Here is a 16,901-nt window from a genome sequence, read left to right on the forward strand (position 1 = left end):
GGGGCGTCGAGAACAGGGGAACCGCCGAGAACAGGGCGGATGCCGGGAGATCGGCCTGTCCCGGTGGCATCCCCTGTTCGGGAGCGCGTCGGGGGGCTCGCGCGGGGTTCGACATCGGCGAGCTCGGGCGGCGGCGACCCGGTCGGAGCCGGTCACGGAAGCGATGTCGGAGGGACGCCGTAGGCTGGTGGGGTGACGACAGCCCTGTACCGCCGATACCGCCCCGAGGCGTTCGGCGAGATGATCGGGCAGTCGCAGGTGACCGAGCCGCTCATGACCGCCCTGCGCAGTGACCGCGTGGGCCACGCCTATCTGTTCTCGGGTCCGCGCGGCTGCGGTAAGACCACGTCCGCCCGCATCCTCGCCCGCTGCCTCAACTGCGCAGCCGGCCCCACCGACACCCCGTGCGGCGTGTGCGACAGCTGCGTCGAGCTCGGCCGCGGCGGCGGCGGGTCGCTCGACGTGGTCGAGATCGACGCGGCCAGCCATAACGGCGTCGACGACGCCCGCGATCTGCGTGAGCGGGCGATCTTCGCGCCCGCCCGCGACCGCTTCAAGATCTTCATCCTCGACGAGGCGCACATGGTCACCCAGCAGGGCTTCAACGCCCTGCTCAAGCTCGTCGAAGAGCCCCCGGCGCACGTGAAGTTCATCTTCGCCACCACCGAGCCCGAGAAGGTGCTCGGCACCATCCGCTCGCGCACCCACCACTACCCGTTCCGTCTCGTCCCGCCCGCGGCCATGCTCGAGTACGTGCAGGAGCTCTGCGAGAGCGAGGGCGTCGGCGTCGAGGCCGGAGTCCTGCCCCTCGTCGTGCGCGCCGGGGGAGGGTCTCCGCGCGACACGCTGTCACTGCTCGACCAGCTCATCGCCGGCAGCGACGCGGATGCCGCGGGGCATGTGCTCGTGCGTTACGAGCGGGCCGTGGCGCTGCTGGGCTACACCCACTCCGAGCTCCTCGACGAGGTCGTCGACGCGTTCGCCGCGGGCGACGGGGGAGGGGCGTTCGCCGCGGTCGACCGCGTCGTGCAGACCGGTCAAGACCCGCGCCGCTTCGTCGACGACCTGCTCGAACGGCTTCGCGACCTGATCGTGGTGGCCGCCACCGGCGCGGGAGCCTCGGCCGTGCTGCGCGGCGTCCCCGACGACGAGCTCGAGCGCATGGCCCGGCAGTCCACCGCCTTCGGCGTGCACCGCCTGTCGCGGACGGCCGACCTCGTCGTCGCCGCGCTCGACGAGATGACGGGGGCCACCTCTCCGCGTCTGCAGCTCGAGCTGCTCGTGGCCCGTGTGCTCACCCACGCCGGCGTCCCGCAGGGCACCGCCCCGGCGACCGCCCACGATCTCGACGTCGCGCACGCGGGAGCCTCCGCCCCCGTCGCTCCCGCGACGGGGCGCCCGGCCTCGCCCGCCGCCGACATCGCCGCCCCCGGCGTCGCCGCCCCGCGCGACGGGGGGTCGGCGCCGGGCGCGCCGCGCATCGCCGCCCCCGCGGCCGGATCGCCCCCGGTCGCATCGCCGTCGATCGCATCGCCCGCCATCGCGTCGCCGGGTGCGCCCCGCATCGCCGCCCCCGGCGTCGCTGCACCGCCCGTGGCCTCGCCCGGCGCGGCGGCGCCCGCTGTGGCATCACCGGGCGCCGCGCCGACGGGGTCGCCTGCAGCGGCGCCCACCGTGGCGTCACCGGGCGTCGCGCCGACCGTCGCGTCCCCCGGTCCCGCGCGGCCCGTGTCGACGCCGGTGGCCGCTCCCGGCATCGCCGACCCCGGCGCGTCCTCGTCCCGATCGCAGGCGGATGCCCCCTCGTCCGCGGCGACGACCTCGCGCATCGCTCAGCCGGGCTCCGCCGGCCCGCAGAACGCGTCCGGGTCGTCGGCCCGACCCGGGTCCCCGCTCCCCGCCGACGACGATGCGCCACCGCCGTTCACCGACGACGATGCCCCGCCGCCCTTCGCCGACGACGGCGACGCCCACCCCTTCGACACCGCCCCGATGCCCGGCTCCGAGAGGCCGACGACGTCGGCCCCCGGCGCATCGAGCTCTGTGGCGGAAGGTGCACCGCCCCAGGGCCCAGACGTCGCGTCGAGCCCTTCCTCGGCGAGGAGCGCTTCCGTCGCGACGGAGGACCTCGTACCGCCGAGCGCCGCAACGCCGACCAGCGAGGCCCCGACCGGCGACGCACGGACCAGCGAGCCCCCGACCGGCGACGCGCGGACCAGCGAGGCCCCGACCGGCGAGGCCGCGTCGAGCGCCCCCTCGGACACACCGGCCCCGCCCGCTCGCCCGTCCGAGGCGCGCACCCCGACCGAGGCGACTCCCGCCACCGTCGAGCCTGCGCCCGCCGGCCCCACGCCGACGAGCACACCGAGCCCTTCGAGCGAACGCTCCGACGGCCCCGCGGCGGCGGAGCCGACCGCTCCTTCCTCGCCCGCCGGTGCGGCATCCGCTCCCTCGACGTCGTCCGCGACGACGGGTGCGGACGCCCCCGCCGACGACCCGACGCCCCTCGAGCCGGTCGCCCCGACCCCGCCCGCCATCCCCGTCGGCCCGATCGAACTGGGACACGTGCGAGACGCCTGGCCCGAGGTGCTCGGCCAGCTCGAAGTCGCCAGCAGGTCGTCGTGGTTGGTGGTGTCCACGGCCACCGTCGCCGCGTTCGACGCCGACGTGCTCACCCTGGCCTTCCGCACCACGGCGGATCTCACGGCGTTCAAGACCCGTACCCCCGAGGGCGGCCCGAGCGAAGATCTGCGTCAGGCGATCCAGGCGGTCCTGGGCGTGCGCGTGAAGTACCTCGCCCGCCTCGACGGCGACGGGGGGTCCGGTGGATCACCTCGGCGCCCGGCCGACGCGCCGTCGTCCGGACCGGCGAGTTCGCGAGGGCCGGTTCCCCCGGCATCCGGTTCGAGCTCGGCCTCCACCTCGGCGCCCTACGCGTCGTCGGTGACGGAATGGGCGGTCGCCCCCATCCCGTCGTCGGACGGTGCCCCCACTGCTCTGGCCGTCGACGACGAACCCGACGACGCCGTGATCGAGCCGGCACAGACCGCCCCGCATTCCGGTGCGGTGCTGCCGCCGCGCGAGGTCGCGCCGTCCGTCCCGGCGCCCGACGAGGTCGACGACGACGACGTGATCCCGCCCGCCGACGAGACCGAGGCGCCGCTGCCGCCCGTCGTCGTGCCCCGGATGGCACCGCTCCGCGGGGGTGTGCAGCGCTACGGTGAAGCGGTGGTGCGGCAGATGCTCGGCGCCACCTACGTGCGTGACGAACCCTACGAGCCCCCGGCGAGGTTCAGCTGATGTACGACGGCATCGTCCAAGATCTGATCGACGAGTTCGGGCGCCTGCCCGGGATCGGCCCGAAGTCGGCGCAGCGCATCGCCTTCCACATCCTGCAGTCGCCGTCGTTCGATGTCTCGCGGTTGTCGACGCTCCTCGGCGAGATCCGCGACAAGGTCAAGTTCTGCGAGATCTGCGGCAACGTCTCCGAACAGGAGCGCTGCTCGATCTGCCGCGACCCGCGTCGCAACGCGACCCTCATCTGCGTCGTCGAAGACGCCAAAGACGTCGCGGCGATCGAACGCACGCGCGAGTTCCGCGGTCTGTACCACGTGCTCGGTGGGGCCATCAGCCCGATCGCGGGCATCGGCCCCGACGATCTGCGCGTCACGCAGCTCATGCAGCGCCTCGCCGACGGGACCGTGCAAGAGGTGATCCTCGCCACCAACCCCAACCTCGAGGGCGAAGCGACGGCGACCTACCTGAGCCGCTTGCTGCACACCCTCGAGATCCGTGTCACGCGACTCGCGTCGGGCCTGCCGGTCGGCGGCGATTTGGAGTACGCCGACGAGGTGACGCTCGGGCGCGCGTTCGAGGGACGCCGCACCCTCTGAGCTCCGCGCGGTGAGACGCGCACCAGACGGGAGCGTGCCCCCACCCGAGACGAACCCGCGGCGAGAGCTCTACCCCCGCGCCCGCGCCCGCACCCGTGTCACGCTCGACAACGTCGCCCGCACCGGCTGCCCGAGGTAGATGCCGAGCGACGCGCCCACCGCCAGGGCGATGCCGATCGTCGCCGCGCCCGCGAGGGTGGTGACACCGGTCATCAGCACGGCGGGGTCGTCGCCCGACTCCACGATGCCCAGCAGACCGCGGAAGACCGCAGCTCCGGGCACGAGCGGCAGGATCGCCGCGGTGGTGATGGCGACCGAGGGCACGTGCAGCCGGTAGGCCACGACGATGCCGACGAAGCTGCCGATGAACGCGCCCACGCCGCTCGCGGCCGCGACCTCGAAACCGAGTCCGGTCGCGGCGACGTAACCGGCCCACGCGACCAGGCTCAACGCGGCGCTGACGACGATGATGCGCGCCCCCGCGCCGTTGAAGACCGCGACGGCGACGGCGATCACCGCGGCGCCCACGAACTGGAACACGACCGGGCCGAGGGGGAGGGCGTTCGACGGCGGTGACATCCCCAGTCCGATCACCCGCACCGTCTCGAGGCCCGCGAGGATCCCGAGCACCACGCCCAGCGTCTGCGTCGTCAGCTCGAGGATGCGCCCGGTCGCGGTCAGCGCGAAGCCGTCGATCGCATCCTGCGCTGCTCCCACGACCGTGAGACCGGCGAGCATGAGCACGATCCCGGATGCCACGATCACCGACGGTCTGATCGCGGCGGCCGCCTCGATGCCGGTGTACTGCAGCAGAGGGGAGAGCGCGGCGACCACGGTGAGCACGAACCCGCCGGCGATCTGCGCGAAGAAGTACGGTACGCGCGCACGGGCCATGACGTACTGCGTCGTCGCGGCCAGTGCGGCGGCGATGAACGACAGCACCAGCGCGAGCCAGTTGGCCCCGAACATGATCGCGACCCCGGCGGCGAGGGTGGCTTGGGAGGCGATCACGATCGCGGGGCGATAGCGGAACGGGAGCCGTCGGATCGCCCGGCAACGGGCGATCGCGTCGTCGAGGGCGAGGCCGCCGGTGATCTCGGTGACGAGTGCTTGCAGGCGCTGCAGCTTCGCATGGTCGGGGACCGACCCTCGCACGACGCGCAGAAGGGTCGTGGGGTGGGAGGCGCCCGGGCGGCTGTGCGCGATGGTGATGGAGTTGTAGGTGACGTCGACGTGGACGGGGTCGAGTCCGTACGCGCCGCATACGCGCACGATGGTCAGCGTCACCTCGTTCGCCGGAGCTCCGACGACGAGCATCGTCTCGCCGATGCGGATCGCGAGATCGAGGATGCGCGAGGCGAGCGCCTCGTCGATGACGGGGAGCAGCGTCGTGTCGAGCGACGTCGCATCGTCGGTGTGCACGAGTCGTCGCAGCGACGACAGCCAGCGGCCAGGGGTGGGCGGCATCCGATCGCTCCAGGAGGGGGGAGGGGTGGAACCTGTCGATCCTATCCGCGCCGCCCTCGCGGAGCCCGCGAAGACGCATGGCGGAGCGGTTATGCACGCGCCTCTAGGATGATCCACGGGCGCGGCTCGAGCGCCGGCGCCGTGACATCCCGACGCACGACCCCTCCAGGAGTTCTTTTCATGGCTCTGATCGTCCAGAAGTACGGCGGTTCGTCCGTCGCCGACGCCGAGAGCATCAAGCGCGTCGCCAAGCGCATCGTCGATACCCGTCGTGCGGGTCACGAGGTCGTCGTCGCGGTCAGCGCCATGGGCGACACCACCGACGAACTGCTCGACCTCGCAGGTCAGGTCGCCCCGATCCCCGCTCCCCGCGAACTCGACATGCTGCTCTCCAGCGGTGAGCGCATCTCGATGGCGCTGCTGGCCATGGCGATCCACTCGATGGGCTTCGAGGCCCGTTCCTTCACCGGCAGCCAGGCGGGCATGATCACGGATGCCACGCACGGGGCCGCCCGCATCGTCGACGTGACGCCGGTGCGCCTGCGCGAGGCCCTCGACGAGGGCGCGATCGTCATCGTCGCCGGTTTCCAGGGCTTCAACCGCGACACCCGCGACATCACCACGCTCGGCCGCGGCGGCTCCGACACGACCGCCGTCGCGCTCGCCGCGGCGCTCGAGGCGGATGTGTGCGAGATCTACAGCGACGTCGACGGCATCTTCACCGCTGACCCCCGCGTCGTCCCGCTCGCGCGCAAGCTCGGCCGGGTCGGCAGCGAGGAGATGCTCGAGCTCGCGGCCAACGGCGCCAAGGTGCTCTACATCCGCGCGGTCGAGTACGCCCGCCGTCACGGCGTGCTGATCCACGCGCGTTCCACATTCAGTGCGAGCGAGGGCACCTGGGTGCTCGACGCCTCGAAGACCTCCGCACTCGTCCCCGAAAGAGGAGCCATGGAAGAGCCCATCGTCGCCGGCGTCGCCACCGATCTCAGCCAGGCGAAGATCACCGTCATCGGCGTGCCCGACGTGCCCGGCAAGGCCGCCGACATCTTCAAGATCGTCGCCAAGTCCGGCGCCAACGTCGACATGATCGTGCAGAACGTGTCGGCTGCCGCCACCGGCCGCACCGACATCTCGTTCACTCTCCCCAAGACCGATGCCACGACGGCGCTCAAGGCGCTCGCCGGCGAGCAGTCCGAGGTCGGGTTCGAGAGCCTCGTGCACGACGACCAGATCGGCAAGCTCTCGGTCGTCGGTGCGGGAATGCGCACGCACTCGGGCGTCTCGGCGACGCTCTTCGAGGCGCTCAGCATGGCTGGCGTCAACATCGAGATGATCTCGACCTCCGAGATCCGGATCTCGGTGGTCGTTCGCGGCGTCGACCTCGCCGAGGCCGCGCGCCTCGTGCACACCGCGTACGGTCTCGACGGCGACGCCGAGGCGACCGTCCACGCCGGCACCGGTCGCTGAGCCACCCTCCCCGACTCGGGCCGGACGCCGCCTCGGCGTCCGGACGTGCGGCAGGAGTTTTCCGGTCGTCTCCGCTCTCACCGACGGGATCCGGCCGTTCATCGACGCGTAGCCGTCAAAGTTCCTGCGAGGGCTCCCGGCCGTCGGTCGTCCCACCGCGGCGCGCGCTACCCTGACCCGAACGCCGCTTCCGCGGCATCCATCACCCGAACCACCGAGGTACCCGCATGACCCGCATCTCCGATTCCGGAATCTCCCTCGCCGTCGTCGGCGCCACCGGCCAGGTCGGCACCGTCATGCTCGAGATCCTCGCCGAACGGTCGTTCCCGATTCGCGAGCTGCGCCTGTTCGCCACGGCCCGTTCGGCGGGCACCGCGGTCGAGTTCGGCGGCCACTCGGTCGTCGTCGAGGACGTCGCCACGGCCGACCCCTCCGGCGTCGAGGTCGCGCTCTTCTCCGCCGGCGCCACCGGTTCGCGCGCCCACGCCCCCCGCTTCGCCGAGGCGGGCGCCCTGGTCATCGACAACTCCAGCGCGTGGCGCATGGACCCCGAGGTCCCCCTCGTCGTGAGCGAGGTCAACCCGCACGCCATCGATCAGGCCGTCAAAGGCATCGTCGCCAACCCGAACTGCACGACGATGGCCGCGATGCCGGTGCTCAAGGTGCTCGACACCGAAGCGGGGCTCGAGCGTCTCATCGTCAGCACCTACCAGGCCGTCTCCGGCTCCGGTCTCGCCGGCGCGCGGGAGCTCCTCGGCCAGGTCGAGGGCGTCCTCGCGCAGGGTGACGTCGAGCGGCTCGTGCGCGACGGTTCGGCGCTCGACTTCCCCGAGCCCGAGAAGTACGTCGCCCCGATCGCCTTCGACGTCATCCCCTTCGCCGGCAACCTCGTCGACGACGGCCTCAACGAGACCGACGAGGAGAAGAAGCTGCGCAACGAGAGCCGCAAGATCCTCGAGCTCCCCGACCTCCGCGTGGCCGGGACCTGCGTGCGCGTCCCCGTCTTCACGGGCCACTCGCTCAGCATCAACGCGGAGTTCGCCCGCGACCTCTCGCCCGAGCGCGCGCGGGAGCTCCTCGCCGACGCCCCCGGCGTGACGCTCGAAGAGGTCCCGACGCCGCTGCAGGCCGCGGGCACCGACCCCAGCTACGTCGGCCGCATCCGCGCCGATCAGTCGGCCCCCGAGGGCAAGGGCCTCGTGCTGTTCATCAGCAACGACAACCTGCGCAAGGGCGCGGCGCTGAACGCGGTGCAGATCGCCGAGATCGTCGCGCAGAAGCGGGCCGCGACCGTCTGATTCCGGCATCCGGATGCCGCGGGCGCGGGGTTGTCTCGACATCGAACCGACCGATCTCTCGATGTCGAGACACCTCACGGCCCGCACCTAGAATCGACGGGTGACTGAAAACGTCGATGTTCTCCTCATCGGTGGCGGCATCATGTCCGCCACCCTCGGCACGCTGCTGAAGGACCTCCAGCCCGATCTGAAGATCGCGGTGCTGGAGCGACTCAGCGACGTCGCGCAGGAGAGCTCCAACGCGTGGAACAACGCTGGCACCGGTCACGCGGCGCTCTGCGAGCTGAACTACACCCCCGAGGGCAAGGACGGCTCGATCGACCCCGCCAAGGCGGTGGCGATCAACGAGCAGTTCCAGCAGAGCCGTCAGCTGTGGGCCTCGCTCGTGGCCGAGGGCGTGCTCGACGAGCCGTCGACGTTCATCAACGCCACCCCGCACATGACCTTCGTCCGCGGTGAGAAGGACGTCGCCTTCCTCCGCAAGCGCTACGAGGTCCTCAAGCAGCAGCCGCTGTTCGCCGGCATCGAGTACAGCGAGGACTCCCGCGTCATCAACCAGTGGGCGCCGCTGCTCATGCAGAAGCGCCGCAAGGGCGAGCCGTTCGCGGCGACGCGCGTGCCCGCCGGCACCGACGTCGACTTCGGCTCCCTCACGCGACAGCTCTTCGCGAACCTCCGCGAGAAGGGCGTCGAGGTCGTCACCAACCACGACGTCAAGAAGCTGAAGAAGCAGAAGGACGGCTCCTGGGAGGTCTCGTACCGCCACGTGATCGGCGGAACCCCCGGCTCGATCAACGCGAAGTTCGTGTTCGTCGGCGCGGGCGGGTGGGCGCTGAAGCTTCTGCAGCGCTCCGGCATCCCCGAGATCAAGGGCTACGGCGTCTTCCCGATCGGCGGACAGTGGCTGAAGACCTCCAACCCCGACATCGTCTCGAAGCACCGCGCGAAGGTCTACTCGCAGGCTTCGGTCGGCGCCCCGCCCATGTCGGTGCCGCACCTCGACACCCGCGTCATCGACGGCGAGTCGTCGCTGCTGTTCGGCCCTTTCGCCACCTTCAGCCCGAAGTTCCTCAAGAACGGGTCGATGCTCGACATCGTCACGCAGGTGCGCCCGCATAACATCGGTCCGATGCTCAAGGTCGCCGTCGACAATCCGGGTCTCATCAAGTACCTCGTGAGCGAGCTGCTGAAGACGCACTCGAAGAAGGTCGACAGCCTCCGCGACTTCATGCCGACGGCCAAGGACGAGGACTGGGAGCTGCTCGACGCCGGTCAGCGCGCCCAGGTCATGAAGCGCGACAAGCAGAAGGGCGGGGTGCTGCAGTTCGGCACCGAGGTCGTCACGTCGGCCGACCACTCGATCGCCGGTCTCCTCGGTGCCTCTCCGGGCGCGTCGACGGCCGTGTCGATCATGCTGGGCTTGATCAAGACCTGCTTCCCCGAGCGCATGCCGCAGTGGGAGCCGCGCCTGCGCGACCTCATCCCCAGCTACGGCGAGTCGCTCAACACGCACCCCGAGGCCGCTCGCAAAGAGTTGGATGCCACGGCTCGCGCCCTCGCGATCAACCCCTGAGTCCCGCGTGGCGAAGCTGTACTTCCGCTACGGCGCGATGAACTCCGGGAAGTCCACCGCGCTGCTGCAGGCGGCGTACAACTACGAGGAGCGCGGCCAGCGCGTGCTGCTGGCCAAGCCCGAGATCGACACCAAGGGCGCCGACCAGATCGACAGCCGCCTGGGCGTCACCCGACCGGTCGACTTCCTCGTCGGTTCCGACGACGATCTGCGTACGACGTTCCATGCGACGGCGGGCCACGCCCCGGTCGCCTGTCTGCTGGTCGACGAGGCCCAGTTCTTCACCGCGGGCCAGGTCGACGACCTCTTGCGCATCGCCGTGCTCGACGGCATCCCCGTGCTGGCGTACGGCATCCGCACCGACTTCCGCACCGAGGCGTTCCCCGGATCCGCGCGCCTGATGGAGATCGCGCACAGCCTGGAGGAGCTCAAGACGATCTGCCGCTGCGGGCGCAAAGCGATCTTCAACGCCCGCCTCGTCGGCGGCCGCTTCGTTTTCGATGGCGACCAGGTCGCGATCGACGAGGGCCAGATCGCCGGAGAGGTCACCTACGAGTCGATGTGCGCGGCCTGCTACCTGCGTGAGTCCGGCGGGCGGCTCGACGGCCGCTGACGCGCCTCCGCGGCATCCGGACCGCGAGACGGCATCAGGCTGACACCTCGTCGCGGGACGTCGCCGAGTTGTCCGCGCGGTGCCGTCTCGGCGCTCTGCGCAGCCCTGCTTGCCGCGGGCGCGGACGGCGGTGTCGGCGTCGACCGATAGCCTGGAGGCATGCGCGTCCTCCTCGCCGGCGGTGCCGGTTACATCGGAACCCACACGGCCGTCGCCCTCCTCGAGGCCGGCCACGACGTCGTCCTTCTCGACGACCTGTCCGGCACGCACGCCGTCGCCGCGGAGCGGGTCGAGCGCATCACCGGCAAGCCTGCGCCCCTGGTCGTCGGCGACGCCGCCGACGAGTCCGTCGTCACCGCCGTCTTCGACGAACACGGCCCGATCGACGCGATCATCCATCTCGCGGCGTTCAAGGCCGTGGGGGAGAGCACCCAGAAGCCGCTGGCCTACTACTCCAACAACCTCGACACCACGTTCGCGCTGCTGAAGGTCGGCATCGCCCGCGGCATCCGATCGTTCGTCTTCTCGAGCACGGGCACGGTCTACTCCGACCCGGCCGACCTGCCGTTCACGGAGGAGTCGACGACGAGCATCGACCTGTCGAACGCCTACAGCAAGTCGAAGCGCATGAACGAGGTCGTGCTGGCGGACGTGGCCCGGGTGAACCCCGAGCTCAACGTCACGGTCCTGCGCTACTTCAACCCCGTGGGTGCCCACGCGTCGGGTCTCATCGGCGAAGACCCGGCCGGCATCCCGAACAACCTCATGCCCTTCGTCTCGCGTGTCGCGATCGGCACCCTGGACGAGATCGGCGTCTTCGGCGACGACTACGACACTCCCGACGGAACCGGCCTGCGCGACTACATCCACGTCGTCGACCTCGCTGAGGGGCACGTCGCCGCTCTCGAGCAGGCGCAGCCCGGGCATCAGGTGTTCAATCTCGGCACGGGGCGTCCGGTGAGCGTCCTCGAGCTCGTCGCCTCGTTCGAGAAGGCCGTCGGCCGCGAGCTGCCCAAGAAGCTCCTCGCGCGCCGCCCGGGCGATGTCGCGGCGACCTACTGCGACCCGGCGAAGGCCGCCGAGGTGCTGAAGTGGCGCACGCGGTTCACGATCGACGACGCCTGCCGCGACTACTGGAACTGGCAGACGACGAACCCCGCCGGATACGCGACGTCCGCCCCGGAGTGATCCCGCGCGCGTAGGGTGATGTGGTCCGGCCACATCGTCGCGCCGGGCGAAGGGGGAGCCTCATGCCGGACAGTGCACCGCGCGCCTGGCAGGTCGTGCTCGAGCGGATCGAGGGCGACCTCCGCGACGGCCGCCTCGGCCCGGGCGACCGCCTGACGCCCGAGCGTGAACTGGCCGCTCAGCTGGGCGTCGGCCGCTCGAGCGTGCGCGAAGCCGTACGGGTGCTCGAGGTGCTCGGTGTCGTGCGCACCGCGACCGGCTCGGGTCCCTCTGCCGGGGCGATGATCGTCACGACCCCTCGCGGGGGCCTGGCGGCCTTCCTGCGCCTGCAGGTGGCGGCGAACGGCTTCCCCCTGAGCGACGTGGTGCGCACCCGCGTCGTGCTCGAGTGCGACGTCGCCGAGCGGCTCGCGCGCTCCGACGCCGACTTGACCGAGATCGCCGGCATCCTCGAGGCGATGGATGCCGAGTCCCTCGACCCCGTCGAGTTCCTCGCCCTGGACGCGCGCTTCCACCAAGCACTGGCGGAGGCGTCCGGCAACGCCGTCGTGTCGGCGATGATGGCAGGGCTCCGCAGCTCGATCGAGGCCTATACGCAGGCGGGAGCCGCTCGCCTGGACTCGTGGACGGCGACCTCCGACCGGCTCCGAGCGGAGCATCGGCACATCGTCGACGCCGTGTCCCGCGGAGATGCCGACAGCGCGCGAGAGCGCGTGCGCGCACACATCACCGATTACTACACCGAGGTGGCACAGGCCCTGAGCCCCTCCGACACCGCCGACGACGCGGTCGGCCACGCCGTGCGCGCAGCCGCGCGGGCGTCGGCCACCCCGTGAGAGGAACCTCGTGACCGATCGCCCCGCGCGCCCGCCGCGCCCGCAGCACGTGCTCCACGTCGTCGCCACGCAGCGGCTCAGCCCTCACCTGGTACGCGTGCGCGCTCGGGGAACCGACCTGACGGCGTTCCGCGACAGTCCCCACACCGACGCATACGTGAAGATCACGTTCGCGAAGCCCGAGCTGGGCCTCGAGCCGCCATACGACCTGGCGGTGCTTCGGGAAACCCTTCCCGCGGACGACCTGCCGGTGACGCGCACCTACACCGTGCGCGCGGTCGACGGCGACGAGCTGAGCATCGACTTCGTCGTCCACGGTGAGGAGGGACTCGCGGGTCCCTGGGCGGCGCACGCTCAGCCCGGCGACCGCCTCGTGGTCTCGTCACCCGGGGGCGGATACGCGCCCGACCCGTCGGCCGACTGGCACCTTTTCGCCGGCGATGAGTCGGCACTGCCGGCGATCGCGGCCGCGCTGGAATCCCTCGCCCCGGATGCCGTCGGCGCGGCGTTCCTCGAGGTGCAGAGCGCCGACGAACATGTGCCCCTCACGGTTCCCGCCGGCGTGGTCGTGACCTGGGTGCACCGGGGCGAGGCCCCGGCCGGTTCGACGCCGGTGCTGGCCGAGACGGTGGGGGCATGGCATCCACTCGATGGGCGCGGCCAGGTCTTCGCGCACGGGGAACGCGAGGCGATGAAGGCCCTTCGCGACATCGTCTTCACCCGATGGGGGCTCCGACGCGAGCAGGTGTCGCTCTCGGGGTACTGGGCCTACGGCCGGACCGAGGACCGGTTCCAGGCCGAAAAGCGCGAACCGATCGGGAAGATCCTCTGAGGCGAGCGGGGGCTCGGGGGCGCGTCCATGCTCCTGTCGTGCGAGCGCCCTCGGCTCTCGGCTCGCGCGCCTCTCGTTCGGCCGCGCCCGTCCGGATGTGGACGAACTCGGCAGGTCAGGACTGGTCCTTCTCCGGGAGGGTGGGGATGAGCTGCTCGAGGAAGCCGGCGGTGTCCTCCCAGCCATGCACTGCGTGGCAGTCGACGCCCATCGCGAGCACCGGGTAGTCATTGCCGTCGGGGTCGAGCCGGTCGCCGACGAAGAGCATGTCGTCGAGCGGGATGCCCGTGGTGTCGGCGAGCTTGCCCATGCCGTAGGCCTTGTCGATGCCGCGGTGGGTGATGTCCACCGAGGTCGAGCCACCCGAGCGCACCTCGAGGTCGGGGATGCGCGCGGCCACCGCCTCGCGCAGGCTGTTCTTCTTCTCGCCCGTCGGATCCCACGCCATCTTCGCCTCGAGCGGGGCCGACTGGCCGAGGGCGGAGAACGTGATCTGCGAACCGCGGTCTTCGAGGATGTCGCCCCACGGCTCGGCCTCCCAGAGCCCGAGGCGTTCGGCCTCCTCGCGCACGGCCGAGAGGGCGCGCTGCTTCTCGTCGTCGGTTAGCGAATGGGCGTAGACGGTCTCGATGCCGTCGGGCGTCAGGCGGTAGTACTGCGTGCCGCAGGTGGGCATGAGGTGGAACCGGGCCAGCAGCTGCGGATCCGCCTCGGGCAGGCGCTCGACGACCTGCGTGCGGAACTGCTGCAGCTGTCCGCCGGAGATGATCGCCACCTCGACGCGCGCGGCGAGGGCGAGCAGGAGTTCGCCGATCCGTGGATCGATGGCCGACTTCGACGGGGCGAGGGTGTCATCGAGGTCGAAGGCGACGAGGCGGGGCGAGGTGTCGGACACGGGGCTCCTAGGGAAGGTGATGGTCGCGCGCGGCACGCGGACGGATGTCGATCGGCATCCTCGAGATACCGCGCGGGAGAGACCGATTCTACCGGGGGTGCTGCGCGCTGACCGCGGGGTGTCGTCGGGTGAGGAGGGCGGTCACTCCTCGCGCGCGAGGGTGCCGATCTTCTCGCCGTGCCGGTTGAAGACGATCATCGTGTCGCCCGTGATCTCCGCCGATCGGATGCCGCGCAGCCAGGTGTCGACACCCAGGCACGCCTTGAGCGTCGCGATGCCGAGCGAGAAGGACAGTCGTGCACCGTCCTCGGTGTAGCTGCCCAGGATGCCGTTGCATCCGTCGCTTCCGCGAACCTCGCCGTCACGAAGAGTGAGGTGCTCGGTGCCACCGCCGACCCACCGGTCGCCGGTGAACGGGGGTTCGGAGTTCCCGCCCCGAGCGATCATTCCAATGCCGATGAATGCAATTGCCGAAACGGCCTTCCACCTGCGGATCATGAGAATCTCCTCATCTCTGACGGAATGCGAAAAACATTCTTATCCAACGCTCAGGTTGTCGTAAGGTAAGCGGCGACGCTGAGAGATGGGTGGGGGCCCTGTCACTGGTTCCTGTCCTCCTCATGGTGCGTTTTTCCACTAACGACACGAGATGAGACGATGACACGAAACATGAAGCGTATGGGGTGGGCCGGTGCGTCCGCCGCTCTCGCGCTCACCGCGTCCGGCTTGCTGGCCCCCGCGGTCGCCTTCGCCGGTGACGACCAGTCGGTCGCGCCCACGTCGGGCCCCGAATTCGACGCCACGGCCAAGCAGCTGCTGAGCAGCGACGAGCAGGTCCAGGCCGTCGCGAAGGACGGGAACGGCAACGTCGTCGTCTACGCGACCGCTGACGAGGCCGCTCTGCAGGGCGAGGCGAAGACGTTCGTCCAGTCGAAGTCCAACGTCGAGGTCAAGGTCATCGACAGCCCCATCAAGGCGCTCGCCGAGAACGACGTCGTCGCCGGCGCCGGCTACTTCTCGACCGATCCCGCGAACCCGGGCCCCGGTGGTCTGTGCTCGATCGGTTTCACGGGTTGGAGCCCGCAGGGCAAGCCCGCTGTCATCACGGCCGGTCACTGCAACGAGGACGGTCTCTTCTCGTCCAGCTTCCTGACGCTCCCCTCGGGCGACCCCGCCGGCGGTGGGGCGGGGGACAACTCCACCGCGGAGGTGACGGACGAGCTCGGGACGCTCGCGTTCACCCAGTTCGGTGGCCCCGGCAGCACTGAAGGTTCCGAGGGCGACGTGACGTCGGTCGACATCGCGACGATCGACATCACCAACGACTCCCTCAAGCTGCACCCCGAGATCACCGACTGGACCACGGCATCCAGCGATGACCTCTCGAAGTCGACGACCGACGTCAAGGCCGTGGGTTCGGCTCAGGTCGGCCAGCCTGCCTCGAAGTCCGGCCGCACCACTGGATTCACCACGGGAACGGTGACCGCTGTGCAGGGGTGGTCCAAGATCACGAAGCCCGACGAGACCTTCCGTTGGGTCTACGGCTTCGCGATCGAGAGCGACTCCCGCATCGTCCAGGAGGGCGACTCGGGCGGAGCCGTGTTCCAGGGAGGCACCGCGGTGGGTGTCGTGTCCGGCGGCAGCCAGGATGGCGACCTCCTGTGGGCCGCCGACCTCCAGGCCGGCCTCGCGCAGACCGACGGCTACACCGTCGCCCTCAAGATCGACGCTCCCGCCCTCACCACCCCCGCCGACGGCGGCTCGGTGGGCGTCGGCGGCGTCATTTCGGGTACCGCTCAGGTGGGCACCACGCTGAAGGTCAAGCCGTCCTCCGGTGACTCCTTCGAGGTCACGGTCGACGGTTCGGGCAACTGGAGCTTCCCCGCTCCCGACAAGCTCGGTACCTACTCCTTCTCGCTCACCTCGGTCAGCGGGTACAACACCTCGACCACGGTCGACGCCTCCGTCGAGGTCAAGGCCGAGGCTCCGGTCATCACGACGCCGGCCAACGGCTCCACGGTCGAGAACGAGCTCACGGCGATCTCGGGCACCGGCCTCGCCGGCGCCACGGTGACCCTCACCGGCGACGTCAAGGGCTCCGCCAAGGTCGCCGAGGACGGCTCCTGGTCGGTCGAGACCGACCTGGGCATCGGCCAGTACTCGGTCACCGCCACCCAGGCGCGTGACGGCCAGACGTCGGCAGCAGCCACGGTGGAGTTCACCGTCGCCCCGTCGGCTCCGGTGATCACCGGCATCCAGGACGGCGAGTCGTACAGCGGCGCCGCGGTTCCCACCGCCATCTCGGGCACGGGTCTGACGGGCGCCGACATCACGGTGACCATCAACGACGCGAAGGTCGGCGAGACGGTCGTCAAGGACGGCAAGTGGTCGGTCGTGCTGAAGGACGCTCTGGCCGCCGGTGACTACGCCGTGGTCGCCACGCAGACGGTCGACGGTGTGTCGAGCTCCGCTTCGGTGAGCTTCTCGGTCACCGCCGCTCCCGCTCCGGCTCCCTCGCCCAGCGGCACCCCTGCTCCCGGTGGCAACCCCGGCGGCGGCAACGGTGGCGGCCTCGCCAACACCGGTATGGGTGACGTCGCTCCCCTCGCGTGGGGCGCTTTCGCCCTCATGCTGGGTGGCTTCGGTGCCCTCGGCTACCGCAAGGTGCGTCGCTCCGTGCGCTAAGCATCCCTGAGTGAGCGCCCCCGGCGCCTTCCCGTTTCGGAAGGTCCGGGGGCGCTTTTTTCGTGCGAGCGGAGCTTCGGGTCGTGCGTCGCATGTCGGTCGTGCGCCGCGCGTCGGAACAGCGCTGCATTTCGGAACAGCGCTGCATGTGGAG

Annotated in this window: 13 protein-coding genes; 10 read left to right on the forward strand and 3 right to left on the reverse strand. The window is 70.8% G+C overall.

The features are described 5' to 3' along the window. Positions 1 to 192 precede the first annotated feature (192 nt). Positions 193 to 3,300 (forward strand): DNA polymerase III subunit gamma and tau, encoded by a 3,108-nt coding sequence (locus AB0N80_RS08270; RefSeq protein ID WP_363578432.1) that lies wholly within the window; start codon positions 193 to 195, stop codon positions 3,298 to 3,300. Next, positions 3,300 to 3,893 (forward strand): recombination mediator RecR, encoded by a 594-nt coding sequence (gene recR, locus AB0N80_RS08275; RefSeq protein ID WP_315994891.1) that lies wholly within the window; start codon positions 3,300 to 3,302, stop codon positions 3,891 to 3,893. Before AB0N80_RS08270 ends, recR begins: the two co-directional genes overlap by 1 nt. 69 nt (positions 3,894 to 3,962) lie before the next feature. Here the strand turns inward: recR and AB0N80_RS08280 are convergent, their stop codons facing one another. Then, entirely contained in the window at positions 3,963 to 5,360 is a 1,398-nt protein-coding gene (locus tag AB0N80_RS08280) for a threonine/serine exporter family protein (RefSeq protein WP_315994890.1), read from the reverse strand. A 180-nt stretch (positions 5,361 to 5,540) separates the two neighbouring features. Between AB0N80_RS08280 and AB0N80_RS08285 the strand changes: the two genes are divergently transcribed. The 7 genes from AB0N80_RS08285 (at position 5,541) to AB0N80_RS08315 (ending at position 13,167) form a co-directional block, all read left to right on the forward strand. Next, positions 5,541 to 6,827 (forward strand): aspartate kinase, encoded by a 1,287-nt coding sequence (locus AB0N80_RS08285; protein WP_315994889.1) that lies wholly within the window; start codon positions 5,541 to 5,543, stop codon positions 6,825 to 6,827. A gap of 227 nt (positions 6,828 to 7,054) precedes the next feature. Further along, positions 7,055 to 8,125, forward strand: a complete 1,071-nt coding sequence (locus AB0N80_RS08290; protein WP_315994888.1) for an aspartate-semialdehyde dehydrogenase — start codon at positions 7,055 to 7,057, stop codon at positions 8,123 to 8,125. Positions 8,126 to 8,267: 142 nt separating this feature from the next. Further along, positions 8,268 to 9,698, forward strand: a complete 1,431-nt coding sequence (gene mqo, locus AB0N80_RS08295) for a malate dehydrogenase (quinone) (RefSeq protein ID WP_315995267.1) — start codon at positions 8,268 to 8,270, stop codon at positions 9,696 to 9,698. Positions 9,699 to 9,705: 7 nt separating this feature from the next. Continuing rightward, complete coding sequence (locus AB0N80_RS08300; protein ID WP_315994887.1) at positions 9,706 to 10,311, forward strand: thymidine kinase; 606 nt, start codon at positions 9,706 to 9,708, stop codon at positions 10,309 to 10,311. Positions 10,312 to 10,470: 159 nt separating this feature from the next. Continuing rightward, on the forward strand, positions 10,471 to 11,499 hold the full coding sequence (galE, locus tag AB0N80_RS08305; protein WP_363578433.1) for a UDP-glucose 4-epimerase GalE: 1,029 nt from the start codon (positions 10,471 to 10,473) through the stop codon (positions 11,497 to 11,499). Positions 11,500 to 11,561: 62 nt separating this feature from the next. Then, the gene (locus tag AB0N80_RS08310; RefSeq protein ID WP_363578434.1) at positions 11,562 to 12,335 is read left to right on the forward strand and encodes an FCD domain-containing protein; all 774 of its coding nucleotides are present in this window, start codon (positions 11,562 to 11,564) and stop codon (positions 12,333 to 12,335) included. Between the two features lie 10 nt (positions 12,336 to 12,345). After that, on the forward strand, positions 12,346 to 13,167 hold the full coding sequence (locus AB0N80_RS08315) for a siderophore-interacting protein (protein WP_363578435.1): 822 nt from the start codon (positions 12,346 to 12,348) through the stop codon (positions 13,165 to 13,167). Between the two features lie 115 nt (positions 13,168 to 13,282). On the opposite strand, the gene AB0N80_RS08320 is transcribed toward AB0N80_RS08315, so the two are convergent. Then, the gene (locus AB0N80_RS08320) at positions 13,283 to 14,062 is read right to left on the reverse strand and encodes an HAD-IIB family hydrolase (protein ID WP_315994883.1); all 780 of its coding nucleotides are present in this window, start codon (positions 14,060 to 14,062) and stop codon (positions 13,283 to 13,285) included. Between the two features lie 141 nt (positions 14,063 to 14,203). Beyond that, positions 14,204 to 14,560 carry an META domain-containing protein gene (locus AB0N80_RS08325; RefSeq protein ID WP_363578436.1) on the reverse strand — a complete coding sequence of 119 codons (357 nt, stop codon included), beginning with the start codon at positions 14,558 to 14,560 and terminating at the stop codon, positions 14,204 to 14,206. Between the two features lie 159 nt (positions 14,561 to 14,719). On the opposite strand from AB0N80_RS08325, the gene AB0N80_RS08330 reads away from it, so the two are divergent. After that, complete coding sequence (locus tag AB0N80_RS08330) at positions 14,720 to 16,747, forward strand: hypothetical protein (RefSeq protein WP_363578437.1); 2,028 nt, start codon at positions 14,720 to 14,722, stop codon at positions 16,745 to 16,747. Positions 16,748 to 16,901: the final 154 nt, after the last annotated feature.

The organism is Microbacterium sp. NPDC089188, from assembly GCF_040685155.1.
Lineage (GTDB): Bacteria > Actinomycetota > Actinomycetes > Actinomycetales > Microbacteriaceae > Microbacterium > Microbacterium galbum.